Source organism: Gordonia sp. PvP123 (assembly GCF_040547295.1).
Classification (GTDB): Bacteria; Actinomycetota; Actinomycetes; order Mycobacteriales; family Mycobacteriaceae; genus Gordonia; species Gordonia terrae.
This window is the reverse complement of record NZ_JBEPPN010000002.1, coordinates 189,114-209,113: the sequence shown is the minus strand read 5'-3', so window position 1 is coordinate 209,113 and position 20,000 is coordinate 189,114. Positions and strand designations below refer to the sequence as shown.

The 20,000-nt window shown below is 68.2% G+C and carries 18 protein-coding genes; 9 read left to right on the top strand and 9 right to left on the bottom strand.

Features of this window, described 5'->3' with window-relative positions; all coding sequences use genetic code 11:
- Window positions 1-5: 5 nt before the first annotated feature.
- Complete coding sequence (locus ABIC25_RS03805; RefSeq protein ID WP_354560032.1) at window positions 6-935, bottom strand: LLM class F420-dependent oxidoreductase; 930 nt, start codon at window positions 933-935, stop codon at window positions 6-8.
- Window positions 936-1,062: 127 nt separating this feature from the next.
- On the opposite strand from ABIC25_RS03805, the gene ABIC25_RS03800 reads away from it, so the two are divergent.
- On the top strand, window positions 1,063-1,476 hold the full coding sequence (locus ABIC25_RS03800) for a DUF6764 family protein (protein ID WP_004020276.1): 414 nt from the start codon (window positions 1,063-1,065) through the stop codon (window positions 1,474-1,476).
- 86 nt (window positions 1,477-1,562) lie between these two features.
- Here the strand turns inward: ABIC25_RS03800 and ABIC25_RS03795 are convergent, their stop codons facing one another.
- Window positions 1,563-2,066 (bottom strand): mycothiol transferase, encoded by a 504-nt coding sequence (locus ABIC25_RS03795; protein WP_354560030.1) that lies wholly within the window; start codon window positions 2,064-2,066, stop codon window positions 1,563-1,565.
- A 69-nt stretch (window positions 2,067-2,135) separates the two neighbouring features.
- On the opposite strand from ABIC25_RS03795, the gene ABIC25_RS03790 reads away from it, so the two are divergent.
- The 5 genes from ABIC25_RS03790 to ABIC25_RS03770 all read left to right on the top strand — a co-directional run bounded on the left by ABIC25_RS03790 (window position 2,136) and on the right by ABIC25_RS03770 (window position 7,797).
- The gene (locus tag ABIC25_RS03790; RefSeq protein ID WP_354560028.1) at window positions 2,136-3,590 is read left to right on the top strand and encodes an LLM class flavin-dependent oxidoreductase; all 1,455 of its coding nucleotides are present in this window, start codon (window positions 2,136-2,138) and stop codon (window positions 3,588-3,590) included.
- Window positions 3,587-4,645, top strand: a complete 1,059-nt coding sequence (locus ABIC25_RS03785) for a methionine ABC transporter ATP-binding protein (protein ID WP_354560027.1) — start codon at window positions 3,587-3,589, stop codon at window positions 4,643-4,645. The genes ABIC25_RS03790 and ABIC25_RS03785 overlap by 4 nt, the downstream gene beginning before the upstream one ends.
- Window positions 4,642-5,349 (top strand): methionine ABC transporter permease, encoded by a 708-nt coding sequence (locus tag ABIC25_RS03780; RefSeq protein WP_354560025.1) that lies wholly within the window; start codon window positions 4,642-4,644, stop codon window positions 5,347-5,349. The genes ABIC25_RS03785 and ABIC25_RS03780 overlap by 4 nt, the downstream gene beginning before the upstream one ends.
- Before the next feature lie 100 nt (window positions 5,350-5,449).
- Window positions 5,450-6,379 carry a MetQ/NlpA family ABC transporter substrate-binding protein gene (locus ABIC25_RS03775; protein WP_354560024.1) on the top strand — a complete coding sequence of 310 codons (930 nt, stop codon included), beginning with the start codon at window positions 5,450-5,452 and terminating at the stop codon, window positions 6,377-6,379.
- 83 nt (window positions 6,380-6,462) lie between these two features.
- On the top strand, window positions 6,463-7,797 hold the full coding sequence (locus ABIC25_RS03770) for a YibE/F family protein (RefSeq protein WP_354560022.1): 1,335 nt from the start codon (window positions 6,463-6,465) through the stop codon (window positions 7,795-7,797).
- 6 nt (window positions 7,798-7,803) lie between these two features.
- Here the strand turns inward: ABIC25_RS03770 and ABIC25_RS03765 are convergent, their stop codons facing one another.
- From ABIC25_RS03765 to ABIC25_RS03755, 3 genes are all read right to left on the bottom strand, one after another.
- Window positions 7,804-8,649 carry a hypothetical protein gene (locus ABIC25_RS03765; RefSeq protein ID WP_354560329.1) on the bottom strand — a complete coding sequence of 282 codons (846 nt, stop codon included), beginning with the start codon at window positions 8,647-8,649 and terminating at the stop codon, window positions 7,804-7,806.
- A 162-nt stretch (window positions 8,650-8,811) separates the two neighbouring features.
- The gene (locus tag ABIC25_RS03760) at window positions 8,812-9,759 is read right to left on the bottom strand and encodes a serine hydrolase (RefSeq protein WP_354560020.1); all 948 of its coding nucleotides are present in this window, start codon (window positions 9,757-9,759) and stop codon (window positions 8,812-8,814) included.
- Window positions 9,759-11,402, bottom strand: a complete 1,644-nt coding sequence (locus ABIC25_RS03755; protein WP_239400671.1) for a serine/threonine-protein kinase — start codon at window positions 11,400-11,402, stop codon at window positions 9,759-9,761. The genes ABIC25_RS03760 and ABIC25_RS03755 overlap by 1 nt, the downstream gene beginning before the upstream one ends.
- 291 nt (window positions 11,403-11,693) lie before the next feature.
- Here ABIC25_RS03755 and ABIC25_RS03750 point away from each other — a divergent pair, with 291 nt between their 5' ends.
- Window positions 11,694-12,914 carry a TerD family protein gene (locus ABIC25_RS03750; protein ID WP_354560018.1) on the top strand — a complete coding sequence of 407 codons (1,221 nt, stop codon included), beginning with the start codon at window positions 11,694-11,696 and terminating at the stop codon, window positions 12,912-12,914.
- A gap of 10 nt (window positions 12,915-12,924) precedes the next feature.
- Here ABIC25_RS03750 and ABIC25_RS03745 read toward each other — a convergent pair whose 3' ends face one another.
- From ABIC25_RS03745 to ABIC25_RS03730, 4 genes are all read right to left on the bottom strand, one after another.
- Window positions 12,925-14,193 (bottom strand): SfnB family sulfur acquisition oxidoreductase, encoded by a 1,269-nt coding sequence (locus ABIC25_RS03745; RefSeq protein ID WP_354560017.1) that lies wholly within the window; start codon window positions 14,191-14,193, stop codon window positions 12,925-12,927.
- Window positions 14,190-15,317: a dimethylsulfone monooxygenase SfnG gene (gene sfnG / locus ABIC25_RS03740; protein WP_064569255.1), complete on the bottom strand. Its 1,128-nt coding sequence runs from the start codon at window positions 15,315-15,317 to the stop codon at window positions 14,190-14,192. Before sfnG ends, ABIC25_RS03745 begins: the two co-directional genes overlap by 4 nt.
- Window positions 15,318-15,384: 67 nt before the next feature.
- Complete coding sequence (locus tag ABIC25_RS03735) at window positions 15,385-16,563, bottom strand: LLM class flavin-dependent oxidoreductase (protein ID WP_064569254.1); 1,179 nt, start codon at window positions 16,561-16,563, stop codon at window positions 15,385-15,387.
- Between the two features lie 193 nt (window positions 16,564-16,756).
- The gene (locus tag ABIC25_RS03730) at window positions 16,757-17,419 is read right to left on the bottom strand and encodes a TetR family transcriptional regulator (protein ID WP_004022685.1); all 663 of its coding nucleotides are present in this window, start codon (window positions 17,417-17,419) and stop codon (window positions 16,757-16,759) included.
- A 160-nt stretch (window positions 17,420-17,579) separates the two neighbouring features.
- Here ABIC25_RS03730 and ABIC25_RS03725 point away from each other — a divergent pair, with 160 nt between their 5' ends.
- Window positions 17,580-18,701, top strand: a complete 1,122-nt coding sequence (locus ABIC25_RS03725; protein ID WP_354560014.1) for a ferredoxin reductase — start codon at window positions 17,580-17,582, stop codon at window positions 18,699-18,701.
- 72 nt (window positions 18,702-18,773) lie between these two features.
- A complete protein-coding gene (locus ABIC25_RS03720) occupies window positions 18,774-19,988 on the top strand; it encodes a fatty acid desaturase family protein (RefSeq protein WP_354560013.1) in 1,215 nt (404 codons plus the stop codon).
- The last annotated feature ends 12 nt before the right edge of the window (window positions 19,989-20,000 follow it).

Below are 20,000 nucleotides of genomic sequence, written 5' to 3'. Positions count from 1 at the left end.
ACCGCTCACGCCAGCTGCGGGGCGACCTTCGAGGCGACGAGTTCGAGGTGGTCGAGATCCGACAGGTCCAGGGTCTGCAGATACATGCGCGTGACGCCCAGCTCACCGTAGGTCGCGATCTTCGCGGCCACCTCGTCGGGCGTTCCCGCCGCGCCGTTCTCACGCAACTCCGCCGGCTCTCGGCCGATGGCCTCGGCCCGGCGCCGGAACTCGGCTTCGTCGCGGCCGCAGCACAATACGAGCGCGGCCGAGTAGGTGAGGGACTCCGGATCGCGACCGGCGTCGACGCACGCCGTGCTAACGCGTCCGATGAGATCGCCGGCGACGTCGAGCGGTTGGAAGACGACGTTGAACTCGTCGGCGAAACGCGCCGCGAGCGCGGGCGTCCGCTTCTTGCCACTGCCGCCGATGATGATCGGCGGGCGCGGGCTCTGCACGGGTTTGGGCAGGGCCGGCGACTTCGAGAGGCGAAAGTGCTTGCCCTCGTGGTCGAATTCATCACCGAGCGGGGTCTGCCACAGCCCGGTGATGATCTCGAGGTTCTCCTCGAGGCGTTCGAAGCGCTCCTTCAGCGGCGGGAAGGGAATACCGTACGCCTCGTGCTCGCGCTCGTGCCAGCCCGTACCGATACCCAATTCGACACGGCCACCGCTCATCTGGTCGACCTGGGCGACTGCGATCGAGAACGGCCCGGGAAGGCGGAAAGTCGCCGACGACACCAGGGTCCCCAACCGGATGCGCGAGGTCTCGCGGGCCAGGCCGGCCAGCGTGATCCACGCATCGGTGGGTCCGGGCAGACCGTCGCCACCCATGCCGGTGAAGTGATCGGAACGGAAGAAGGCGTCGTAGCCCAGTTCCTCGGTCGCCTTGGCGACGGCGAGCAGGTCATCGTAGGTCGCACCCTGCTGGGGCTCGGTGAAAATTCGCAGCTGCACGTTTTCAACCTACGCCCGCTGGGCACCCCACCGACGGCGAGGCGGCGTGCGATCGGACCCCATCCGGCCCGACGGCCATTCCGAATCGCTCCACGCACGACACCGTTCCTCGACAAAGGAGTTCACCATGAAGACGGTCACGCGCACAGCCCTTGGATTCGTCGTAGCGGCCGCAGGTGCGACCGCGGTATCCCTCGCCGCCGCACCGTCCGCCGGCGCCGCCCCCGCAGTATGCCCGGCACTCCCCGGCCAGTCCTCATCCCAGGCCTCCTGCAGTGCGGAATCCGGACCCTCCGGACTGGCACTGGCCATCACCGACAACGGCGGTGTCGCCACCTCGACCGCCGACAACTTCGCCGGGCCCGCGGCGATCGCACTCGGCCCCGGCGCGACGGTCACCATGGACGGAGTACGCCCCGGTCTGGCCATCGGCATCGCGGGGCCCGGCGGTGAGGTCGTCGTCGACGGCAAGAACGGGCCGACCTGCAAGGGACCGGCTTTCGCGGGCGACTTCCAGACCTTCAAGGGTTGCCTGTCCTGACCGCCCCGCACCCCACCGGGATCCGGTGGCGAAATGCGCACCAATACAGCCTCTTTCGCTACGACATCCCGGTGGGGACCAACGCGTCAGGACAACAGACCCCGCACGTACGCCGCCTGGCCGATGTGCTGGGTGTCGTCGTCGATCACGCTGATCAGCCGCACGCCCAGCGTGACCGGCGGATCCCAGTTGTGGTCGACGATGCGGTCGAGATCTGAATCCGTCAGCCCGCCGATGTAGTCGGCGCTGACGGCGTGAGTGGCGTCGTAGTAGTCCCGAAGCAGTCCGGCGTCGTCCACGATCGCGCGTGCGGCCTCGTCGGCCGATTGCCCGTACCCGATCTCGCCGGAGGAGAACGGGAGATCGAAGCGGTCGGCCCATCCACCGGCCGCCCAGACCTCCTCGGTACCGGCGACATCGGCGATGTGGGAATCCTGCACGCGGGTCAGATGCCAGACGAGCCATGCGATGGTGTTGGTACCGGGCGCGGGCGCGGTGTTCAAGAGCTCCGGCGTGGCCCCGTCGAGTACAGCGTGAACGTTCTCGGCCACTCGCCCCAGACCGTCGAGCAACACCTCTGAAGATCGCATGGCGCAAGTTTAGGTTCGCCGTGGGCACAACGATGGCGACTCCACCGATCCGACAGCATCATTCCTCCGGTGTCAGAACCGAACACCCCGCGGAAGATCCGCTTCAACGCCTTCGACATGAATTGCGTTGCGCACCAATCGCCCGGACTGTGGCGTCACCCCGACGACCGGTCGTGGAACTACAACACCATCGACTACTGGGTCGACCTCGCACGATTACTGGAGACCGGCGGATTCGACGGCCTGTTCATCGCCGATGTCCTCGGTACCTATGACGTGTTCGCCGGCAACGACGAAGCCGCCATCCGCCAGGGTGCACAGATCCCCGTGAACGACCCCCTGCTACTCGTCTCCGCGATGGCGCACGCCACCGAGCACCTCGGCTTCGGCGTCACCACCGGTACCGGCTTCGAGCATCCCTACCCGTTTGCGCGGCGACTGTCGACACTCGACCACCTCACCCGCGGCCGCATCGGCTGGAACGTGGTCACGGGCTACCTCCCGGCCGCGGCCCGCAACATGGGCGCCGACGACCAGCTCGAGCACGACGAGCGCTACAACCAGGCCGACGAGTACCTGACCGTGCTGTACAAGCTGTGGGAGGGTTCCTGGGAACGCGACGCGGTCCTCCGTGATCGCGAGGCGGGCATCTTCGCCGACCCGGCCCGGGTCCATCACATCGGCCATCACGGCACCCACTTCACCGTGCCGGGAATCCACCTGGCCGAGCCGTCGCCGCAGGGATCGCCGGTCATCTATCAGGCCGGCGCCTCGCCCCGGGGACGCCGCTTCGCCGCGGAGAACGCGGAGGCCATCTTCGTCGCCGCACCGACCAAGGCCATCCTGCGCGATGTCGTGAGCAAGGTGCGCGATGAGCTCGTCCTCGTCGGGCGCGACCCATACGACGCGAAGATCTACACGCTGCTGACGATCATCACCGATTCGACTCCGGAGGCTGCCCGCGCGAAGGCCGCGGAGTACCAGTCCTATGCCAGCAGCGAAGGTGCGCTGGTCTTCATGTCGGGCTGGATGGGCATCGACCTCGCGAGCTACGAGATCGACGAACCGATCGGCAACGTGCACAGCAACGCGATCCAGTCCGCGGTGGCGGCATTCCAGCAGGCCGGCGACACCGGCGAGGAATGGCGCGTGCGGGACATCGCCGCGTGGGGCGGCATCGGCGGAATGGGCCCGGTCCTGATCGGCTCCGGCGACGAGGTGGCAGAAGCCCTGCAGGACTGGGTGACCGAGACCGACGTCGACGGTTTCAACGTCGCGTACGCGGTGACACCCGGATCTTTCGAGGACATCATCACCCACGTGGTGCCCGCCCTGGAGCGGCGCGGACTCTACGACCGCGCCTACGTCCCGGGTACCCTGCGCCACAAGCTCTTCGGCCGCGGTGACCAGTTGCCCGAGAACCACCGGGGGTCGACGTATCGGGTCGGTGGGGCCAACTCGACCATCGACGATTCGATCAGGAAGACCACACAGCTCGCCGGCGCGAAAGGCGATCTCCGGTGATCGAGGTGGCGGGCCTGACCAAGGTCTTCGGGGTCGGGTCACCGAATCCGACGACGGTCCTCGACGACGTCGATTTCACCGTCGATGCCGGTGAGATCTTCGCCGTCGTCGGGCCGTCGGGTGCCGGCAAGAGCACGCTCGCCCGCTGTCTGAACCTGTTGGAACGTCCGACCTCCGGGAAGGTCGTCGTGAACGGCGAGGATCTCACCGCGCTGGGCACCTCGGGCCTGCGCGATGCCCGGCGCCGGATCGGGACCGTGTTCCAGTCGGCAAGTCTGCTGTCCCGCCGCACCGCGGCGCAGAATGTCGCTCTCCCACTCGAATATCTCGGTGCCACACAGCGATCGACCGCGTCGCGCGTCGGTGAACTGCTCGACCTGGTCGGTCTCGCCGACAAGGCCGACCGGTACCCGCATCAGCTGTCCGGGGGTCAGCGACAGCGGGTCGGGATCGCACGGGCCCTGGCGCTCAAACCGTCGGTCCTCCTGTCCGACGAGGCGACGTCGGGCCTGGACCCAGCTGCCACGGACACATTTCTCCGACTCCTCACCGACGTGCGGGACGAACTGGGTCTCGCGGTGGTGTTCATCACCCACGAGATGGACACCATCGTGCGGGTCGCCGACACGGTCGGCCGACTCGACCATGGCCGCATCGTCGAACACGGCCGCCTGGATCGGCTCGTCCTCGACCCGGATTCGGTTCTGGGGCGCGCACTTCGACCGCGTGGTCCGAGCGCCGAAGCGGCGTCCGCCGAGACTCCGGTCTCCGTCGTCTACAACTCCTCGACCGTCCCCGCGGACTGGCTGACGCGTCTGGGCAAACGGCTCGATCTCCCCATCTCGGTGCTCGGCGCCAACGTCCAGACCATCGACGGGACCGTCTTCGGCGACCTCACCGTGTCGGTGCCGACCGGGCACGCGTCGGCATTCATCGGGGCCGCAGGCGAACTCGGGCTGGCCGCACGCCTTCTCACCGACACCCCGGCATCGGGTGACTCCGCCACCACCACAACCAATGGCTCCGCCACCAAAAGCCCGGGGGTGGCCGCATGAGTACCACGTACTCGGCGAACATCACGGTGCCGCTCGACGAGATCCCCGACCTGCTCATCCCGGCGGCGATCGACACGGTCCTGATGGTCAGCATCGTGATGGTCGTCGTCCTGGTGGTGGGTGTCCCGCTGGGCGCGCTCATCCACAACCTCGCTCCCGGTGGTCTTTTCGCGAGACGATCGCTGCACACTCCGCTGTCGTGGGTGATCAGTATCGGTCGTTCGCTGCCCTTCCTTGTGTTGATGACGGCGATCATCCCGTTCACCCGCCTGATCACCGGCACCAACATCGGCATCGCCGCGGCGGTGGTCCCGATGTCGATCGCCGGAATCGCCTTCTTCACACGGATCGTGGAGAACTCCCTGCGGTCGGTCCCGGCGTCGACCATCGACGTCGCACGCGCCTCCGGGGGTTCCAACGCGCAGATCATCTGGAAGGCACAGGTACCCGAGGCACTGCCGAGCATCGTCGGCGGTCTGACGATCAACACGATCGCGATGATCGAGTACTCCACCATCGCCGGCACCATCGGAGCCGGCGGACTCGGATACGTCGCGGTCACCTACGGATATCAGCGATTCGACCAGGGAGTCATGGTCGCGACCATCATCGTGCTCATCGTGACGGTGGCGATCATCCAGGTCGCCGGCGACGCTCTCGCCCGCAGTCTCAACCCGGTCACATCCCGCCGGGTGAACCGCTGAACCTCACAAGCCCGAAGTCTGCTGCTCCCTGTTCGGGGAGTCGCCGACCCACTGCCGCCCTGTCCCCGGCAGCCACCAACCCACCCCCGAAAGGCCACTCATGACACAGGACACCGGTTCGACCACCGAGACCTCACCCGATTCCCCCTCGCCACCGGGAGATTCCGGCATCGAGATCTCGGCCCGGCGACGCTGGCCGCTGATCGTCGGTGCGCTGGTCGTGGTCGCCGTCATCGCCGCGGTGATCGGCTGGCGATTCCTCGGCTCCGACTCGACGTCACCCAACGAGACCGCCGGTGCGACGCTGACCGTCGTGACCGCCGAGGGCAATGCCTCCGAGCAGGCACTCGTCGAGTTCATCGCCGACGAGGTCGCACCCCGGTACGACATCAAGGTCGCGTTCAAGGGCCTGTCCGACTCCACGACGCTCAACCGCGCGGTCAGCGACGGTGAGGTCGCCGGCACCGTCTATCAGCACAAGCTGTGGCTGTCGCAGGTCCTCGAGGCGAACCCGGACTTCCAGGAGGAAGCCGCGACCCCGGTCTTCCGCTGGGGCTTCGGCATCTGGTCGGACAAGTATCGCGACGTCGCCGACCTGCCGCAGAACGCGCGCGTCTCCCTGTATTCCGATCCCGCGAACGAGGCGCAGGGACTCTGGCTGCTCGAACGCGCCGGACTCATCACGCTCAAGCCGGGCGTGGACAAGTGGAAGGCGACGCAGAAGGACATCGCCACCAACCCGCGCAATCTGCAGTTCGTGCTGCTCGATTTCGCCGCCCAGTCGCGCTCGCTCGCCGACCTGGACGCGACCGTCGGCTACACCGAGTACTACCTGGCCGCGAACATCGACATCGCCAAGCAGATCTACGCCCCGCCCGCTCCCGACGAATTCGCCGGGCAGCTGACCATCGGGACGCAGTGGAAGGACACCGAGAACATCAAGAATCTGGTCGCCGCGTTCAAGGACCCCGCGGTGCAGGAGTTCCTGCGTACCGATCCGCGGGTGAAGGGCATCCTGCTGCCGCTGTGAGCAGCGGGAGCGCCGGCGCACGCCTCGTCAACGCACCCGGGTCGCCCATCGCGTCCCGGGTGCGGGGCGCATAGGCTCACCGCGTGAGCCGCACACATCACGGGCACGGTCACGCGCACTCGCTGTCCGACATCAGCCACACGCTCTCGCCGTTCGCCCGATGGTTCGTCATCGGCTCGCTCGCCGTCACCGCGGTCGCGGTCGCCGTCGGGATGGTCGTCCTGTGGCCGTCGGAATCCGAGCACCCGATCCCCACCCAGTTCCGTTCCGCCGACGGCGGGCCGATCACCACGGTCGACGGCGAGATCGTGGACCAGTTCCATGCGAACTGCCTCAACTCGGTGGCGGGATCGGTGCTCGAGACCGCGGACATCCCGGTGAACCCGGTCCCCGGCGGCCCGTGCATCCTCAACGCGGTCCGGTTCTCCTCCGGCGACGTGGCCGGCCAGTACACCGTTCTGGAGATCCCCACCAACCGGGCGCAGGCCGGGTCGGGGCCCGACACCGTGGCGCCGGCGGCCGGCACCCTCGACGACCCGCAGGCAGGCCAGCCGACGTTGAACGTCGGGGACGGCATCCGGCTCTCGACCGTGCCCGGCCCCGACGGCAACCGCTACACCTTCTTCGACTTCCAGCGTGGGCCGGCGATCATCTTCTGGGCGGTGCTGTTCATCGCCGCGATCGTGCTGGTCGCCGCCTGGCGCGGCTTCCGCTCGATCATCGGGCTGGCGATCGCCTTCGGGATTCTCACCGTGTTCACCCTGCCCGCCATCCTCGACGGCGCGTCCCCGGTCGCGGTGGCGGTGGTCTCGTCGGCGGCGATCCTGTTCGTCGTCCTCTACCTCGCCCACGGGGTGAGCCTGCGGACCAGTTCGGCTCTCCTCGGGACGTTGACCTCTCTGCTGCTCGCGGGATTCCTCAGCTGGCTCGCGATCCGGACGATGAACCTCACCGGACTCTCGGGTGATCAGACCACCAATCTGCAGGTGTACCAGGGCAACATCTCGGTCAGTGGTCTCCTGCTCGCCGGGTTCATCATCGGCACCCTCGGCGTCCTGAACGACGTCACGATCACCCAGGCCTCGGCGGCGTTCGAACTGGCCGCAGCCGGCGAACCCTCACGGCTGGCCACGTTCCGCGCCGCGATGCGTGTCGGCCGCGACCACATCGCCAGCACCGTGTACACCCTCGTCTTCGCCTACGCGGGCAGCGCTCTGCCGCTGATGCTGCTTTTCTCGGTGGCCCAGCAACCGCTGGGCGGACTGCTCACGACCGATGTCGTGGCGGTTGAGCTGGCCCGCTCGTTCGTCGGCGGTATCGCGATCGCGCTGTCGGTTCCGCTCACGACAGCGATAGCCGCCGCGCTCACCACCCCGGCCGGCGCCGGAAAGACGGTCGCCGCGCACGCCGCGGCCTGACGGCGCTCAGCACCGTCCCTTCGGCAGGTCGGCCAGGTTCTTGCCGAGCCAGTTGCCCAGTCGCGTCAACATCTTGGTGCCGTCGGTGAACGATCCGCTACGCGGTATGGCGGCCATCGACACCGCGACCTGACCACCGGTGGTGCTGATGATGCCCAGTTGCCGGACGAGATGCGCCGAGGATTTCGACGTCGCCGGCCCCCAGCCGCCCTTGACCGCGGTCACCGCACCCTGACTGCGTCCCACCTTCGCGATTCCCCACTGCTGGTTCGGGGCAACGGCACTCATCAGCCGGACGATGTGCTCGCTGTCGGGGAGACACGGCAGATGGGCGCCGAAGATCGCCTGATCGCGCAACGCCCACGCGGTGTACCCGGGGTACGACGGCGGGTTGTCGACCTCGGAGGACACGTGCGTCCGGACATCGTGCCCCTCACGCAAGACCGCGCTGACGGCATCGACGGAGGCGTGCCCACCGCCGAGGACTCCCCACAGTTCACCGGCCGCGTCGTTGTCGGAGAACGTGATCGCCTTGTCCTCCATCGCGGCGACCGCCGGCCCACGCTCGCGTTGCGCGGCAAGTGACACCGGTACCTTCATCGTCGACCACGCACGCCCGGACTTGAGCGATCCGAGTGAGATGACCTCGTCGCCGCCGACCGGCACGATCGCGATCCCGAGCTGGCCGGGCAACGTCTTCCGCATCGACTTCGTCAGTGCGGCATAGCTTTTCGCCAGCTTCTTGTCGAGCGGCTCGGGTGGTTTGAACCACGTCGCGAAGGGCTCCGGCAGCGGCGGCAGCACGGGGAGCGGTATCGCCGTCGCCGAGCCCGCGCCGATCACCACCGACATCACGACCGCGCAGAACACCACGCCGATCCTTGTCACAACTTTCACAATTGTCTCCTGAGTCACTCCAGACACATGAGACTATGGCGGTTCGAGTTCTCGAGCCAGGCTGTATACCCAATCGGGACCTAGCTGGGACCGGTGTCACACCTGCCCGAGAAGTGATCAGGCGGAACAGCGACCACGCGGTAGACGGGCCAGGTTGCTGTTGAGCCAGTTCGCCACCGAGTTCAATGCCGCGACACCACCCGACATCGAGCCCCCGACCGCGCTCATCGCCACCGCAGCCCGTTGACCGTCGCGGAAGGTGACGATTCCGATCTGCCGGACCAGGTATCCGTCCGTGACACCCGGGCCCCAGCCGCCCTTGACGGCGGTGGCACGCGGTGCCGGCATGATCTCGATGCCCCACTGTTGGTTGCCGGCCACCTGCCCCATGAGCGCGACCACATTGCGCGCACCTTCCAGGCAGGGTAAACCGGCAGTGAACGTCGCCGCGTCGGGCAACGACCACACCGTCTGTCCGAAGACCGTGAAGCCGGCGCGACGCTGTGTCGCCGGGACAACCGTCGTGGTGTCGCCACCGTCGCGCAACACCGCGGTCACCGCACCGGCCGCCGATTGTCCACCGCCGAGCGAGGACCAGAGACTCTCCGCGGCGGCGTTGTCGGAATCGACGATCGCGGCGCGCGCCGAAGGACTCGGGCCGTTGGCGCGCTCCGCGGCGACCGCCAGCGGCACCTTGATCGTCGACCACGCCACCCTCGGCGCGTCGTCACCGAGCGTCAGTGCCGGGACGGCCGACCCCCCGACGGGCGCGATCGCCATGCCGACCGTCAGGCCGGTCGACGCCGCGACCTTGCGGAAACTGCCTGCCAGGCCCCCGAACGCGGCAGGAGGAACGGTCGACGACGCGGTCGGAGCGTTCGGACCGGGCGCGGGTGTCGATGCGGAGGGGTCCGCGGTCACCGTGACCGTGACCGGTTCGACGGGCTCCGGCTCGGGTCCGCCCGCGCATCCCGCGAGAAGCGCGGCCATGCCCAGTGCGATCGCACCTGTCATCCGGGGCTTCGGACTCGACGTACGCCGGGACTGCTGTTCGGTGATCCCCATCAGTAGATGTGCACCACGGCGTCGTTGCCTCCGCGGCAGGCGACGATCGCGCCCTCGGGCACGCAGTTCATCGCATAGGCCTGGCCGGTGACCGGGCTGATCGCAACCACGACGCGCGGGGACCGCGCAGCCCCCGACACCGCGTAGGCGTCGCGGACTGCGAACGCGAACGGGCAACTGGTCACCGAGGTACCGATCCCGACCGTCGCATCGCACGGGCTCGAGCCAGGAGGCGGCGCTGCCGGGGCCGGGGGTGCCGGCGGGGCGTTCTGGACGGTCGGCGGAGGTGCGACCGTCTCGGTCACCGTCGGCGTGGTCGGTTCGTCGTCGGCCCGCGTGGTGGTGTCGTCGCCCGAGCCCGCGATCAGGACGCCGCCGAGGACGGCGAGCCCGACGAGCGCCACCGCGATCAAGGCGATCAGCACCGGAATCGCGACCGAGCGGCGCTGGGCCGGCGGGTATGCGGGCGGATACCCGGGTGGTCCGTACGCCGAGGCCCCCTCGTGCGGACCCGAGAAGCCTGGCGGATACCCCTGATCCCGACCCCCGAGGTACTGGGCACCCGAATAGTGCTGCGGCGGCGCGTAACCGTGCGGGCCCGAGAACTGCTGCGGGCCGGAGAGCTGCTGCGGGCCGGAGAGCTGCGTGGTCCCGGCTCCCGCCTCAGGACCCGTCGTGTGCCGTACGAGGGTCGGTTCGTACACCGGGTCGGTGGGCGCGATGACCGTGTCCGGCGCACGCACGACACCGGTCGGCGCCTCCGGCGCTGCGGGCGCCGGCTTGACGAGGATCGGCCCCGACCGGACATCGTCCACGCCCCCGGCGAGAGCGGCGCGGGCCGCCCGGGCGAGCGCGAGCGCGGAGCCGTGGCGCACCGCGGGGTCGGCGGCCAGGGCCGTGCGGATCACCTCGTCCATCGCGGGCGGTACGTCGGCGTTGACCGCACTGGGTGATGGCGGCGGTGACAGCACCGCCGCCTTGATGGCCGCGCTCACCGTCTTCGCCGGGTGCGGCACGCGGCCGGTCAGACACTCGAAGAGGACACATGCCAGGGCGTAGATGTCGCTGGCAGCGCTGACCTGCGCGGCGTCGAAGAGCTCCGGCGCCATGTAGGCGATCGACCCGACCGCCGTACCGGTCTGGGTGAGGTGGGTGTCCTCGGCAGCGTGCGCGATACCGAAATCGACGAGGTAGGCGAAGTCGTTGGCGCCGACCAGGATGTTCTCCGGCTTGATGTCGCGGTGCACGAGCCCCTCGGAATGCGCGGCGTCGAGCGCTGCGGCCACCTGCTCGACGATCGACACCGCGCGTTCAGGGGCGAGCCGGGTGTTCTGCGTCAGAAGCGCGCGCAGATCCTCGCCCGCGACCAGGCGCATGTCGATGAACAGCACCCCGTCGATCTCACCCCAATCGTGAATCGGGATGACGTGGGGCTCCCCGAGCCGTGCCGCGGCATGCGATTCGCGGCGAAACCGCTCCTGGTACATCGGATCGTGGGCCAGTCCGGGATTGAGCAGCTTGAGCGCGACGACCCGATCCTTGGTCGTGTCGTATGCGCGGTAGACCTCGCCCATCCCACCGCGGCCCAGCAACTCGTCGAGGCGGTACGGCCCGAACTGTGTGTTGACCCGACTCCCAGCCATACGCAGGAGCATATGCCCCCAATCGGACACCGTCTGTCGGCCGCTCGATTGCAACTTCCCCGCCGGGACATCGCGTCGGGCGCCCGAAGGCGTGGCCTCGCATGACTACGCTGTCCGTATTCGGCCCACTCGCTCCGCTCCCGGCGCGAGGCGGAACCGGCCCGCTCGCTCCGCTCCCGGCGCCAGGCGGAACCGGCCCGCTCGCTCCGCTCCCGGCGCCAGGCGGAACCGGCCCGCTCGCTCCGCTCCCGGCGCCAGTGCGCCCCGACTCATGTGAGGAACCGCCCGGACATGTCTGCTCTGACCAAAGGCCAGAACGGCCCGTTGCCGACCACCGATGTCATCGTCTCCGTGGATCTCGCGACCGCCGCCGACCTGTCGGCGCTGCTGGTGACCGACCGTGGCGTCGTACGCACCGACGACGACTTCGTCTTCTACAACCAGCCCTCGGGACCGGGCGTCCGATTGCAGCAGGCTCCGGGAGGTGGTGCGCAACTGCACGTCTCGACGACCGGGATTCCAGCGGACATCGATGCGGTGCGCGCGGTGATCACCCTCGACGACGCGTCGTCGACCTTCGGCCGGTTCGCACCGCCGGTTGCGCGGGTCACCGACGCCGCCGGCCGCCCTCTGTATGACTTCACCATCACCGGTCTCACCAGTGAGTCCGTTGTCGTCGCGCTCGAGGTGTACCGCCGACACGACGACTGGAAGGTTCGTGCGGTCGGGCAGGGATACGCCGGTGGTTTCGCCGACCTCGTCCGTGACCACGGCGTGAGCGTCGACGACGAACCGCACGCTGCACCCGCCCCGCCGGCGCCGGTCAGCTACTCACGTCCGGCTGCGCCCACGCCGCCCCCGGCACCCCCGGCCACCCCGCCGCAGCCTGCCGCGGCGCCGCAACCCCCGGCCCCGCCGTCGTCCCCGGAGATCAGTCTCCGCAAGGGCGCGCCCGTCAGCCTGACCAAAGGGCAGCGGGTGACCCTCCGCAAAGAAGGCGGCGTGGCGCTCACCGACATCCAGATGGGGTTGGGATGGGACCCGGTACGCGGCGGATTCGGCCGGGGCGGCTCGATCGATCTCGACGCCTCGGTGCTCATGTTCTCGGGTGGGAAGTGCGTGGAGACCGTCTACTACGGCCATCTCAACAGCAAGAACCGTTCGATCCTGCATTCTGGGGACAACCTCACCGGCGAGGGCGAGGGCGACGACGAGGTCATCCGCGTTGCGCTGCAATCGGTCCCACCCCAGATCGACGCGTTGATGTTCATCGTCACGTCCTACCGGGGCCACACATTCGAGAAGATCGAGAACGCCTACTGCCGTCTCGTCGACGAGACGACCTCGGCCGAGCTGGCCCGCTACACCCTCAAGGGCGGTATGCCGTTCACCGCCGTCGCGATGGCTGTCATCTCCCGCGACGGCGGCGAATGGAAGCTCCGGGCGATCGGCGACGGTTTCAACGCGAAGACACCGAAGAAGGCCATATCGCACGTCGGCACATACCTCTGAGACCGATCGATCAGATCACGCCGTGCAGGGGCGGCTCCTCGCCGCGCAGCACCCAACGGCCGATGTGCTGGTACTTCCAGCGGACCGGATCGTGGAGCGTGTGAGTGCGGGCGTCACGCCAGTAGCGGTCGAGACCGCTCCCGGCTGCGGCACTGCGCGTTCCGCTCACCTCGAACAGCGCCGAGGCCACCGGCGTGGCAACCCGATCGGCGACCGCCTTGGCCGTGGCGACGGCGATCGACGCCTCGGCGACGGCGAGCGACGCATCGACGACGCCGGCGCGACCCGACTCCCCCGACGCCGCACCCACGGCCGTGTCGACCCGACGGCCGGCGGCCGCAAGAGTCGCCTCGGCGGTCGCCACGTCGACCTCCAGCTCGCCGAATCGCTGGACCACGAGCGGATCGTCGACGGCGCGATCGACCTCGGCCTCGAACCAAGGCCGTGACTTGGTGCGCACGAACTCGGCCGCCTCCCGCAGCGCACCCCGCGCGATCCCGACGTCGATCGCCACATGCAGCAACTGGGCGAACGCGCCGTACCCGGTGGGTGTGGACGTGGCCGGTGCGCGCGCCACCAGATCCTCGACCCCCACTGTCACCCCGGTGAAGCGGACGGTCCCCGATCCGGTCGTGCGCTGCCCCACCGCATCCCAGTCATCGACGATCTCCACGCCGGCGGCGTCGGCCGGGATGAACGCGACGTATTCCCCGGGCACGAGGTCGCCGACGGCGACGTCCGATTTCGCGAGAACTGCCAGGGTGTCTGCGAAAAGTGATCCCGTGCAATAGAACTTCTCACCGTTGAGGACGCATCGCGTCGGGGAGCCCGCCCCCACCGGGCTCAACCGCGTCGAGATGTCGGCGATGGTCTTGCCGCCCCGCTCGGACTGGGCATTGGCCACCCGCCCGCCGCCGAGCACGTCGGTGAAGATCCGCTCCTGCAACGCCGGTCCTGCCGACAGCCGGACGAGGTTGAGGTAGACGAAGTGGCTGTGCGGGATCTGCGCGATGCTCGCGTCCGCCGCGGCCAGGATCGACACCACCTCCGCCAGCACGCTGGGCCGCACGTCGAGACCCCCGAAACGGGCGGGGACGGTGAGCGCCAGCAGACCGGACTCCGAGAGCCGATCGATCTCGGCATGGGGCAACCGCCGCTCGCGGTCCCGTTCGGCCGCCCCGACCGCGAACTCTGCGGCCAGTTCGCGGGCCACGGACAACGCCTCGGCGTCGGTCCCGATTCGCGTCGCGGACCGTCGGCCCTGGCTCACTGCGGTCACGCCACTCCCGCAGCAGTCCGAGATGACTCGCTCTGGGCGCCCTCGATCTCACGGACCAGGGGAAGGACCTTTTCCCCGAAGTACTCGATCTCCTCCTGGAAGTGCAGGAAGCCGCCGAGGATGAGGTCGACGCCCAGACGCTTGTAGGCGACGATGCGCTCGGCCACCTGCTCCGGGGTACCGATCAGTTGCGTGCGGAAGCCGTCGTTGTACTGGACGAGGTCCTCGAACGAGGAGTCGGCCCACATGCCCTTCTTGTCGCCGGTGGAGTTGCCGGCCTGCTGCACGGCGTCCCGGAAGCCCTCCACCGCCGGACGATTCGCCTTCTCGACGATCTCGCGCAGGGTGTCGCGGGCCTCCTTCTCGGTGTCGCGCGCGATGATGAAGCCGTTGAGCCCGAACTTCACCTCGCGCTCGTGAGCGCGTGCGACGGCGCGGAGGTCGTCGAGTTGTTCGGTGACGCCGTCGAAGTCCTTGCCGTTGGAGAAGTACCAGTCCGCGTAGCGACCGCCGTTGTTGCGGGCGGCCGACGAGTTCCCGCCCTGGAACAACTCCGGGTTCGGACGCTCAGGGGTGTTGAGCGGCTTGGGCTTCAGCGTGAAGTCGTGGATCCGGTAGAAGTCACCGCGGTAGTCGACCTCGTCCTCGGTCCAGATCTTGCGGATCACCTCGAGGAACTCGCCGCTGCGCCGATACCGCTCGTCGTGCTCGAGCCACGGCTCGCCGAGATGGGTGAACTCGTCCTTGAACCAGCCGCTGACGACGTTGATCGCGAAGCGGCCCTTGGACAGATGGTCGGCGGTCGCGCCGAGCTTGGCCAGCACGGCCGGATGCCAGAGTCCCGGGTGCACCGCCGCGATGACCTTCAATCGCTGGGTGGCGAGTAGCAGGGCGAGGCTGAAACTGGTGCTCTCGTGCTGGTATTCGGCTCCGTAGCTCGCCTCGTACCGCACCTGTGACAGCGCGTATTCGAACCCGTTGTTCTCGGCGGTCTGCGCGAGTTTGACGTTGTAGTCGTAGTCCCAGCCGGTGCGCTGCTCGATGGTGCTGGTGACCAGCCCGCCGCTGACATTGGGCACCCAGTAGGCGAATTTGATCTGATCCGCGATGGACTCGGTGGACATGGCTACCTCCGCGAGGTGTCGGTGAAATGGCGAGAAGGGACGTGGTGAGAGTGAAACAGGTTGTCGCTCAGGATGATGCGGCCTGCAGGCGCGGCAGGAATGCGGTCCGCACGGCCTCGGACGGGCCGGCCGACGCCGGGTCGAGCAGGCCCAGCCGGGCGAGAGCGGGCCGGACCCCGTCGCCGAAGTGGTATGCCTCTTCGAGGTGCGGATAGCCGGACAGGATGAAATGGTCGAGTCCGAGCGCGGCGTATTCGGCGATGAGTGCGGCCACCTCGTCGTACGAACCGACCAGAGCGGTACCGGCACCACCACGGACCAGCCCGACCCCGGCCCACACGCCGGGGTGGATCTCCAGCGAGTGCGGATCGTTGTGGTCGGCGAAACCGGTTCCACGACCGTGGAGTTCGGACATACGCCGCTGCCCCTCGGACTCCGAGCGCGCCAGATTCTGCTGAGCGGTGGCGACCTGCGCGGGGTCGAGCGCACCGAGCAGACGAGCCGCCTCGGCCCAGGCCTGCTCGGACGTCTCGCGGGCGATCACGTGGAACCGGATGCCGTGGGAGAGCTCGCGGCCCTGCGCGGCGGCGAGGCCGTTGACCCAGGCGATCTTCTCGGCGACCGCGTCCGGACGCTCACCCCAGGTGAGGTAGGTGTCGGCGTGTTTGGCCGCGACGTCGCCGGCGGCCGGCGAGGACCCGCCGAAGAAGATCTCCGGCGTCGGATCGGGGCGGCGGCCGAGCTGCGCACCTTCGACGCGGAGGTACTTCCCCACCACGTCGACGGGCGCGTCCTCGGTCCAGAGCCGCCGGATGATCTCCAGGTACTCGTCGCAGCGCTCGTACCGCGCGTTCTTCGCCAGGAAGTCACCGAAGGCGCGCTGCTCACTCGACTCGCCACCGGTCACGACGTTGACCAGCAGACGGCCCTGCGAATGCCATTGGAACGTGGCGGCCATCTGCGCTGCCAGTGTCGGCGAGATGAGTCCGGGCCGGAACGCCACCAGGAACTTGAGGCTCTCGGTGGCGTCGATCAGTGCGGCCGTGGTCAGCCAGGCGTCCTCACACCACAGCCCGGCCGGGGTCAGGACCGCCTCGAAGCCGTTGGCCTCGGCGGCACCGGCGAGTTGCTTGAGGTATCGCAGATCGGCCGGGCGGTCCCCCGTCATCTGGCTGCCGTGTCCGCCGGCGATCAGGTTGCGCGAGTCGCCGTAGGTGGGCAGGAACCAGTGAAAATGCAGAGACACCGCGAGGGCACCTTTCGGTCGAGACGGCAGAGAGCGAGCACGACACCGCCACGATTCTCGTTCTCAGAGAGGGCCGCCACGGTGTCTCGGCCCAGTGTCGGGCACCATCACGACGACGGACCACAGTTGAAATCGCCCTGAGGGCAAATCGACAACCGCGGGTCCGGCCAGCTAGACGATGTGTTCCCGCAGGTCAGTCGGTCGACGGGCGCCACTGGCCCATGCCGAGGAAGACCATCACGAGCTGCCGCTCGGTGCGTTCGACGATCTCCTGCTCCGCGCCACGGCCGCGGTACTCCCCGTCGAGCAGATCGGCCACGGCGGTGAGCATGATGACGACGATCAGTTCCGCCGCGAGTTCGAGGTCGTCGGGCTGCCAGCGCGACAGGTCGGGGATACGCGCGAGATCGATCGCGAGCTCTTTGGAGAACAGCCGGAGTTCGGTGTCGATCGCGCGCCGGATCTCGGCGATGCCGCCGTGCTGTTCCCGCACCAGGAACCGGAACTGCGATTCGTTCTCGCGCACATGTCGCAGCAGGATCGCGAGCGAGTTCTGCGCGGTCGGCAGGGCCTCGCGCGCCGCCAGGTCGCGTCGACCGTCACGCAGCGCCCGGCGTAGGACGCGCATCGAGTCCTCGACGACGGTGACCCCGAGATCTTCCATCGACGCGAAGTGGCGATAGAAGGCAGTCGGCACGATCCCGGCGCCGCGGGCGACCTCGCGGAGGCTGATGCTGCCGAAGCTGCGCTCACCGACCAGTGACCGCGTGGTGTCCAGCAGCGCCTGGCGCGTCTGGTTCTTGCGGTCCGCACGCGTCTGAGCATCGCGTCGACCCGGCTCTCGCGTGCGTGTCACGCACCCGAGTCTATGCGTCCTGCCGAGGACCGCCGCGAACCGGCCGAGAGCCGGGGTGACGGCAGTCACAACGGTGAACCCTTGACGATCACCGACCACCGCATGTCACACTTGCCGGTGTACACATGTACACCGAAATGAACCGAACGGAGCCCAGCCCATGAGCATCCGCACACCCCAGGACCAGACCCGCGCCGACGCCGACGCCACGCCCGGCCGGTGGAGCCGTCTGGTCGGTTCGATCGTCGAAGCCGCACTCTCGCCGCATCCGGTCGACCGCTATCTCGAACTTCTCGACCCGATGATCACCTGGCGCGACCTGCGCGGCGAGATCACCCGCGTCGAGCGGCCCACGTCGCGCACCGTCCGACTCACCATTCGTCCCACCCGGCAGTGGCAAGGCCATGAAGCGGGCCAGTTCGTGCAGCTCAAGGTCGTCATCGACGGCGTCCGCCACACGCGCTGTTTCTCGCCGGCCAATGCCGCCGCGGGCCCGGACGGCGACATCGAACTGACGATCACCGCCCACGACGACGGCTTCGTGTCCACTCACCTGCGCGAGCACGCCCGCGCCGGCGACGTCGTCGGACTGTCCGCCGCGAGCGGTGACTTCGTACTGCCGGAGACCGATCCGACCTCGGCGGTCTTCGTCAGCGGCGGCAGTGGGATTACACCTGTACTCTCAATGGCGAGAACACTCATCGCCCGACAGTACGCCGGACCGATCACGTTCGTACACTACGCGCGCACCCCGGCCGACGTCGCCTACGGCACGGAACTCCGTGTGCTCGCCGCCGCGCATCCACGGTTCGATCTGCGCCTGCACCACACGCGCGACGAGGCCGACGGACACTTCACCGCCGCGCACCTCGACGGAATCCCCGGACTGTCCGACGCCGACGTCTTCGTCTGCGGCCCGGCCACGCTGATGGACGAGGTCGCCCGGGCACACGCGGAACTCGAGATCTCGCAGCCGCTGCACAGCGAGGCCTTCGCTCCAATCGTCCCGGCCGTCGACCCGGACTCCGTCGAGGGCGAGGTCACGTTCTCCACATCGGGGACATCGGCGGCCAACGACGGCCGTCCGATCCTCGACCAGGCCGAGTCCGCCGGACTCACGCCCGAGTCCGGGTGCCGGATGGGCATCTGCTTCTCCTGTGTCGCGACGAAGAAGTCCGGATGCACCCGCAACGTCCTGACCGGCGAGGTCGACGACGAATCCGACACCCAGATCCAGCTGTGCATCAGCGCCCCGGTCGGCTCCGTCGACATCGAGATCTGATGTCCGCCACCTGACACCCCCACAGATCCACCCTCCCCAGCCACATCTCCTCTCCCAGAAGGAGGCATTGCCATGACCATCGACATCAGCCGTGACCTCGAGACCACCATCGGCGACAACCTGCCCGCGCTGCACCGAGTCGGCGCCGACGACACCGTCGCGAACGACCCGAACACCGTCGTGCTGTCCTACGAGCAGGTCGAAGCGCTCGGGAAGGACCTCGACGCCCTACGTGCCCGCATCGTCGCCGACCTCGGCCAGAAAGACCGCGACTACCTGTACTCGGTGATCCGCGCCCAGCGCGGCTTCGAGATCGGCGGGCGCGCACTCATGTATCTCGGGTTCTTCCCGCCGGCCTGGATCGCCGCGGTCGGCGCGCTCTCCGTGTCGAAGATCCTCGACAACATGGAGATCGGCCACAACGTCATGCACGGCCAGTACGACTGGATGCGCGAGGACACCTACAACTCCCGCGAATTCGAGTGGGACACCGTCTGTCCGGCCGACCAGTGGAAGCACAGTCACAACTACCTACACCACACCTTCACCAACATCCTCGGTGAGGACCGCGACATCGGCTACGGCATCCTGCGCATGGCCCGCGATCAGAAGTGGAACCCCTACTACCTGGGGAACCTCGGGTACGCGACCGCACTGATGCTGCTGTTCGAGTGGGGCGTCATGCTGCACGACCTCGAAGCCGAGAACGTCATCACCGGCAAGCGCAAGTGGAGCGACATCAAGGGCCTCGTGAAAGGCATGTGGCGCAAGGCCGGTCGCCAGGTCCTGAAGGACTACGTGGTGTTCCCGGCGCTCACCGGCCCGTTGTTCGTCCCGACCCTCGTCGGTAACGCGACCGCGAACCTCGTGCGCAACGTGTGGACCTACTCGATCATCTTCTGCGGCCACTTCCCGACCGGCGCCCAGACATTCACGTCGGAGGAATGCCAGAACGAGACGCGCGGCCAGTGGTACCTGCGGCAGATGCTCGGTTCGGCGAACATCACCGGGAGCCCGCTGTTCCACATCATGAGCGGCAACCTGTCCCACCAGATCGAGCACCACCTGTTCCCCGACATCCCGGCCAGCCGCTACCCCGAGATGTCCGCAGAGGTCCAGGAGATCTGCGAGCGCTACGGGCTGCCCTACAACACCGGGTCCCTGAGCCACCAGCTCGCGTCGACCTGGAAGAAGATCGCCAAGCTGTCGCTGCCCAACTGGATGACCCGCGACGACGATGATCTGACGGTGATCGTCGAGCGCGAGAAGCCCGCGTCGGTCGCCTGAGGCTGTTTGATC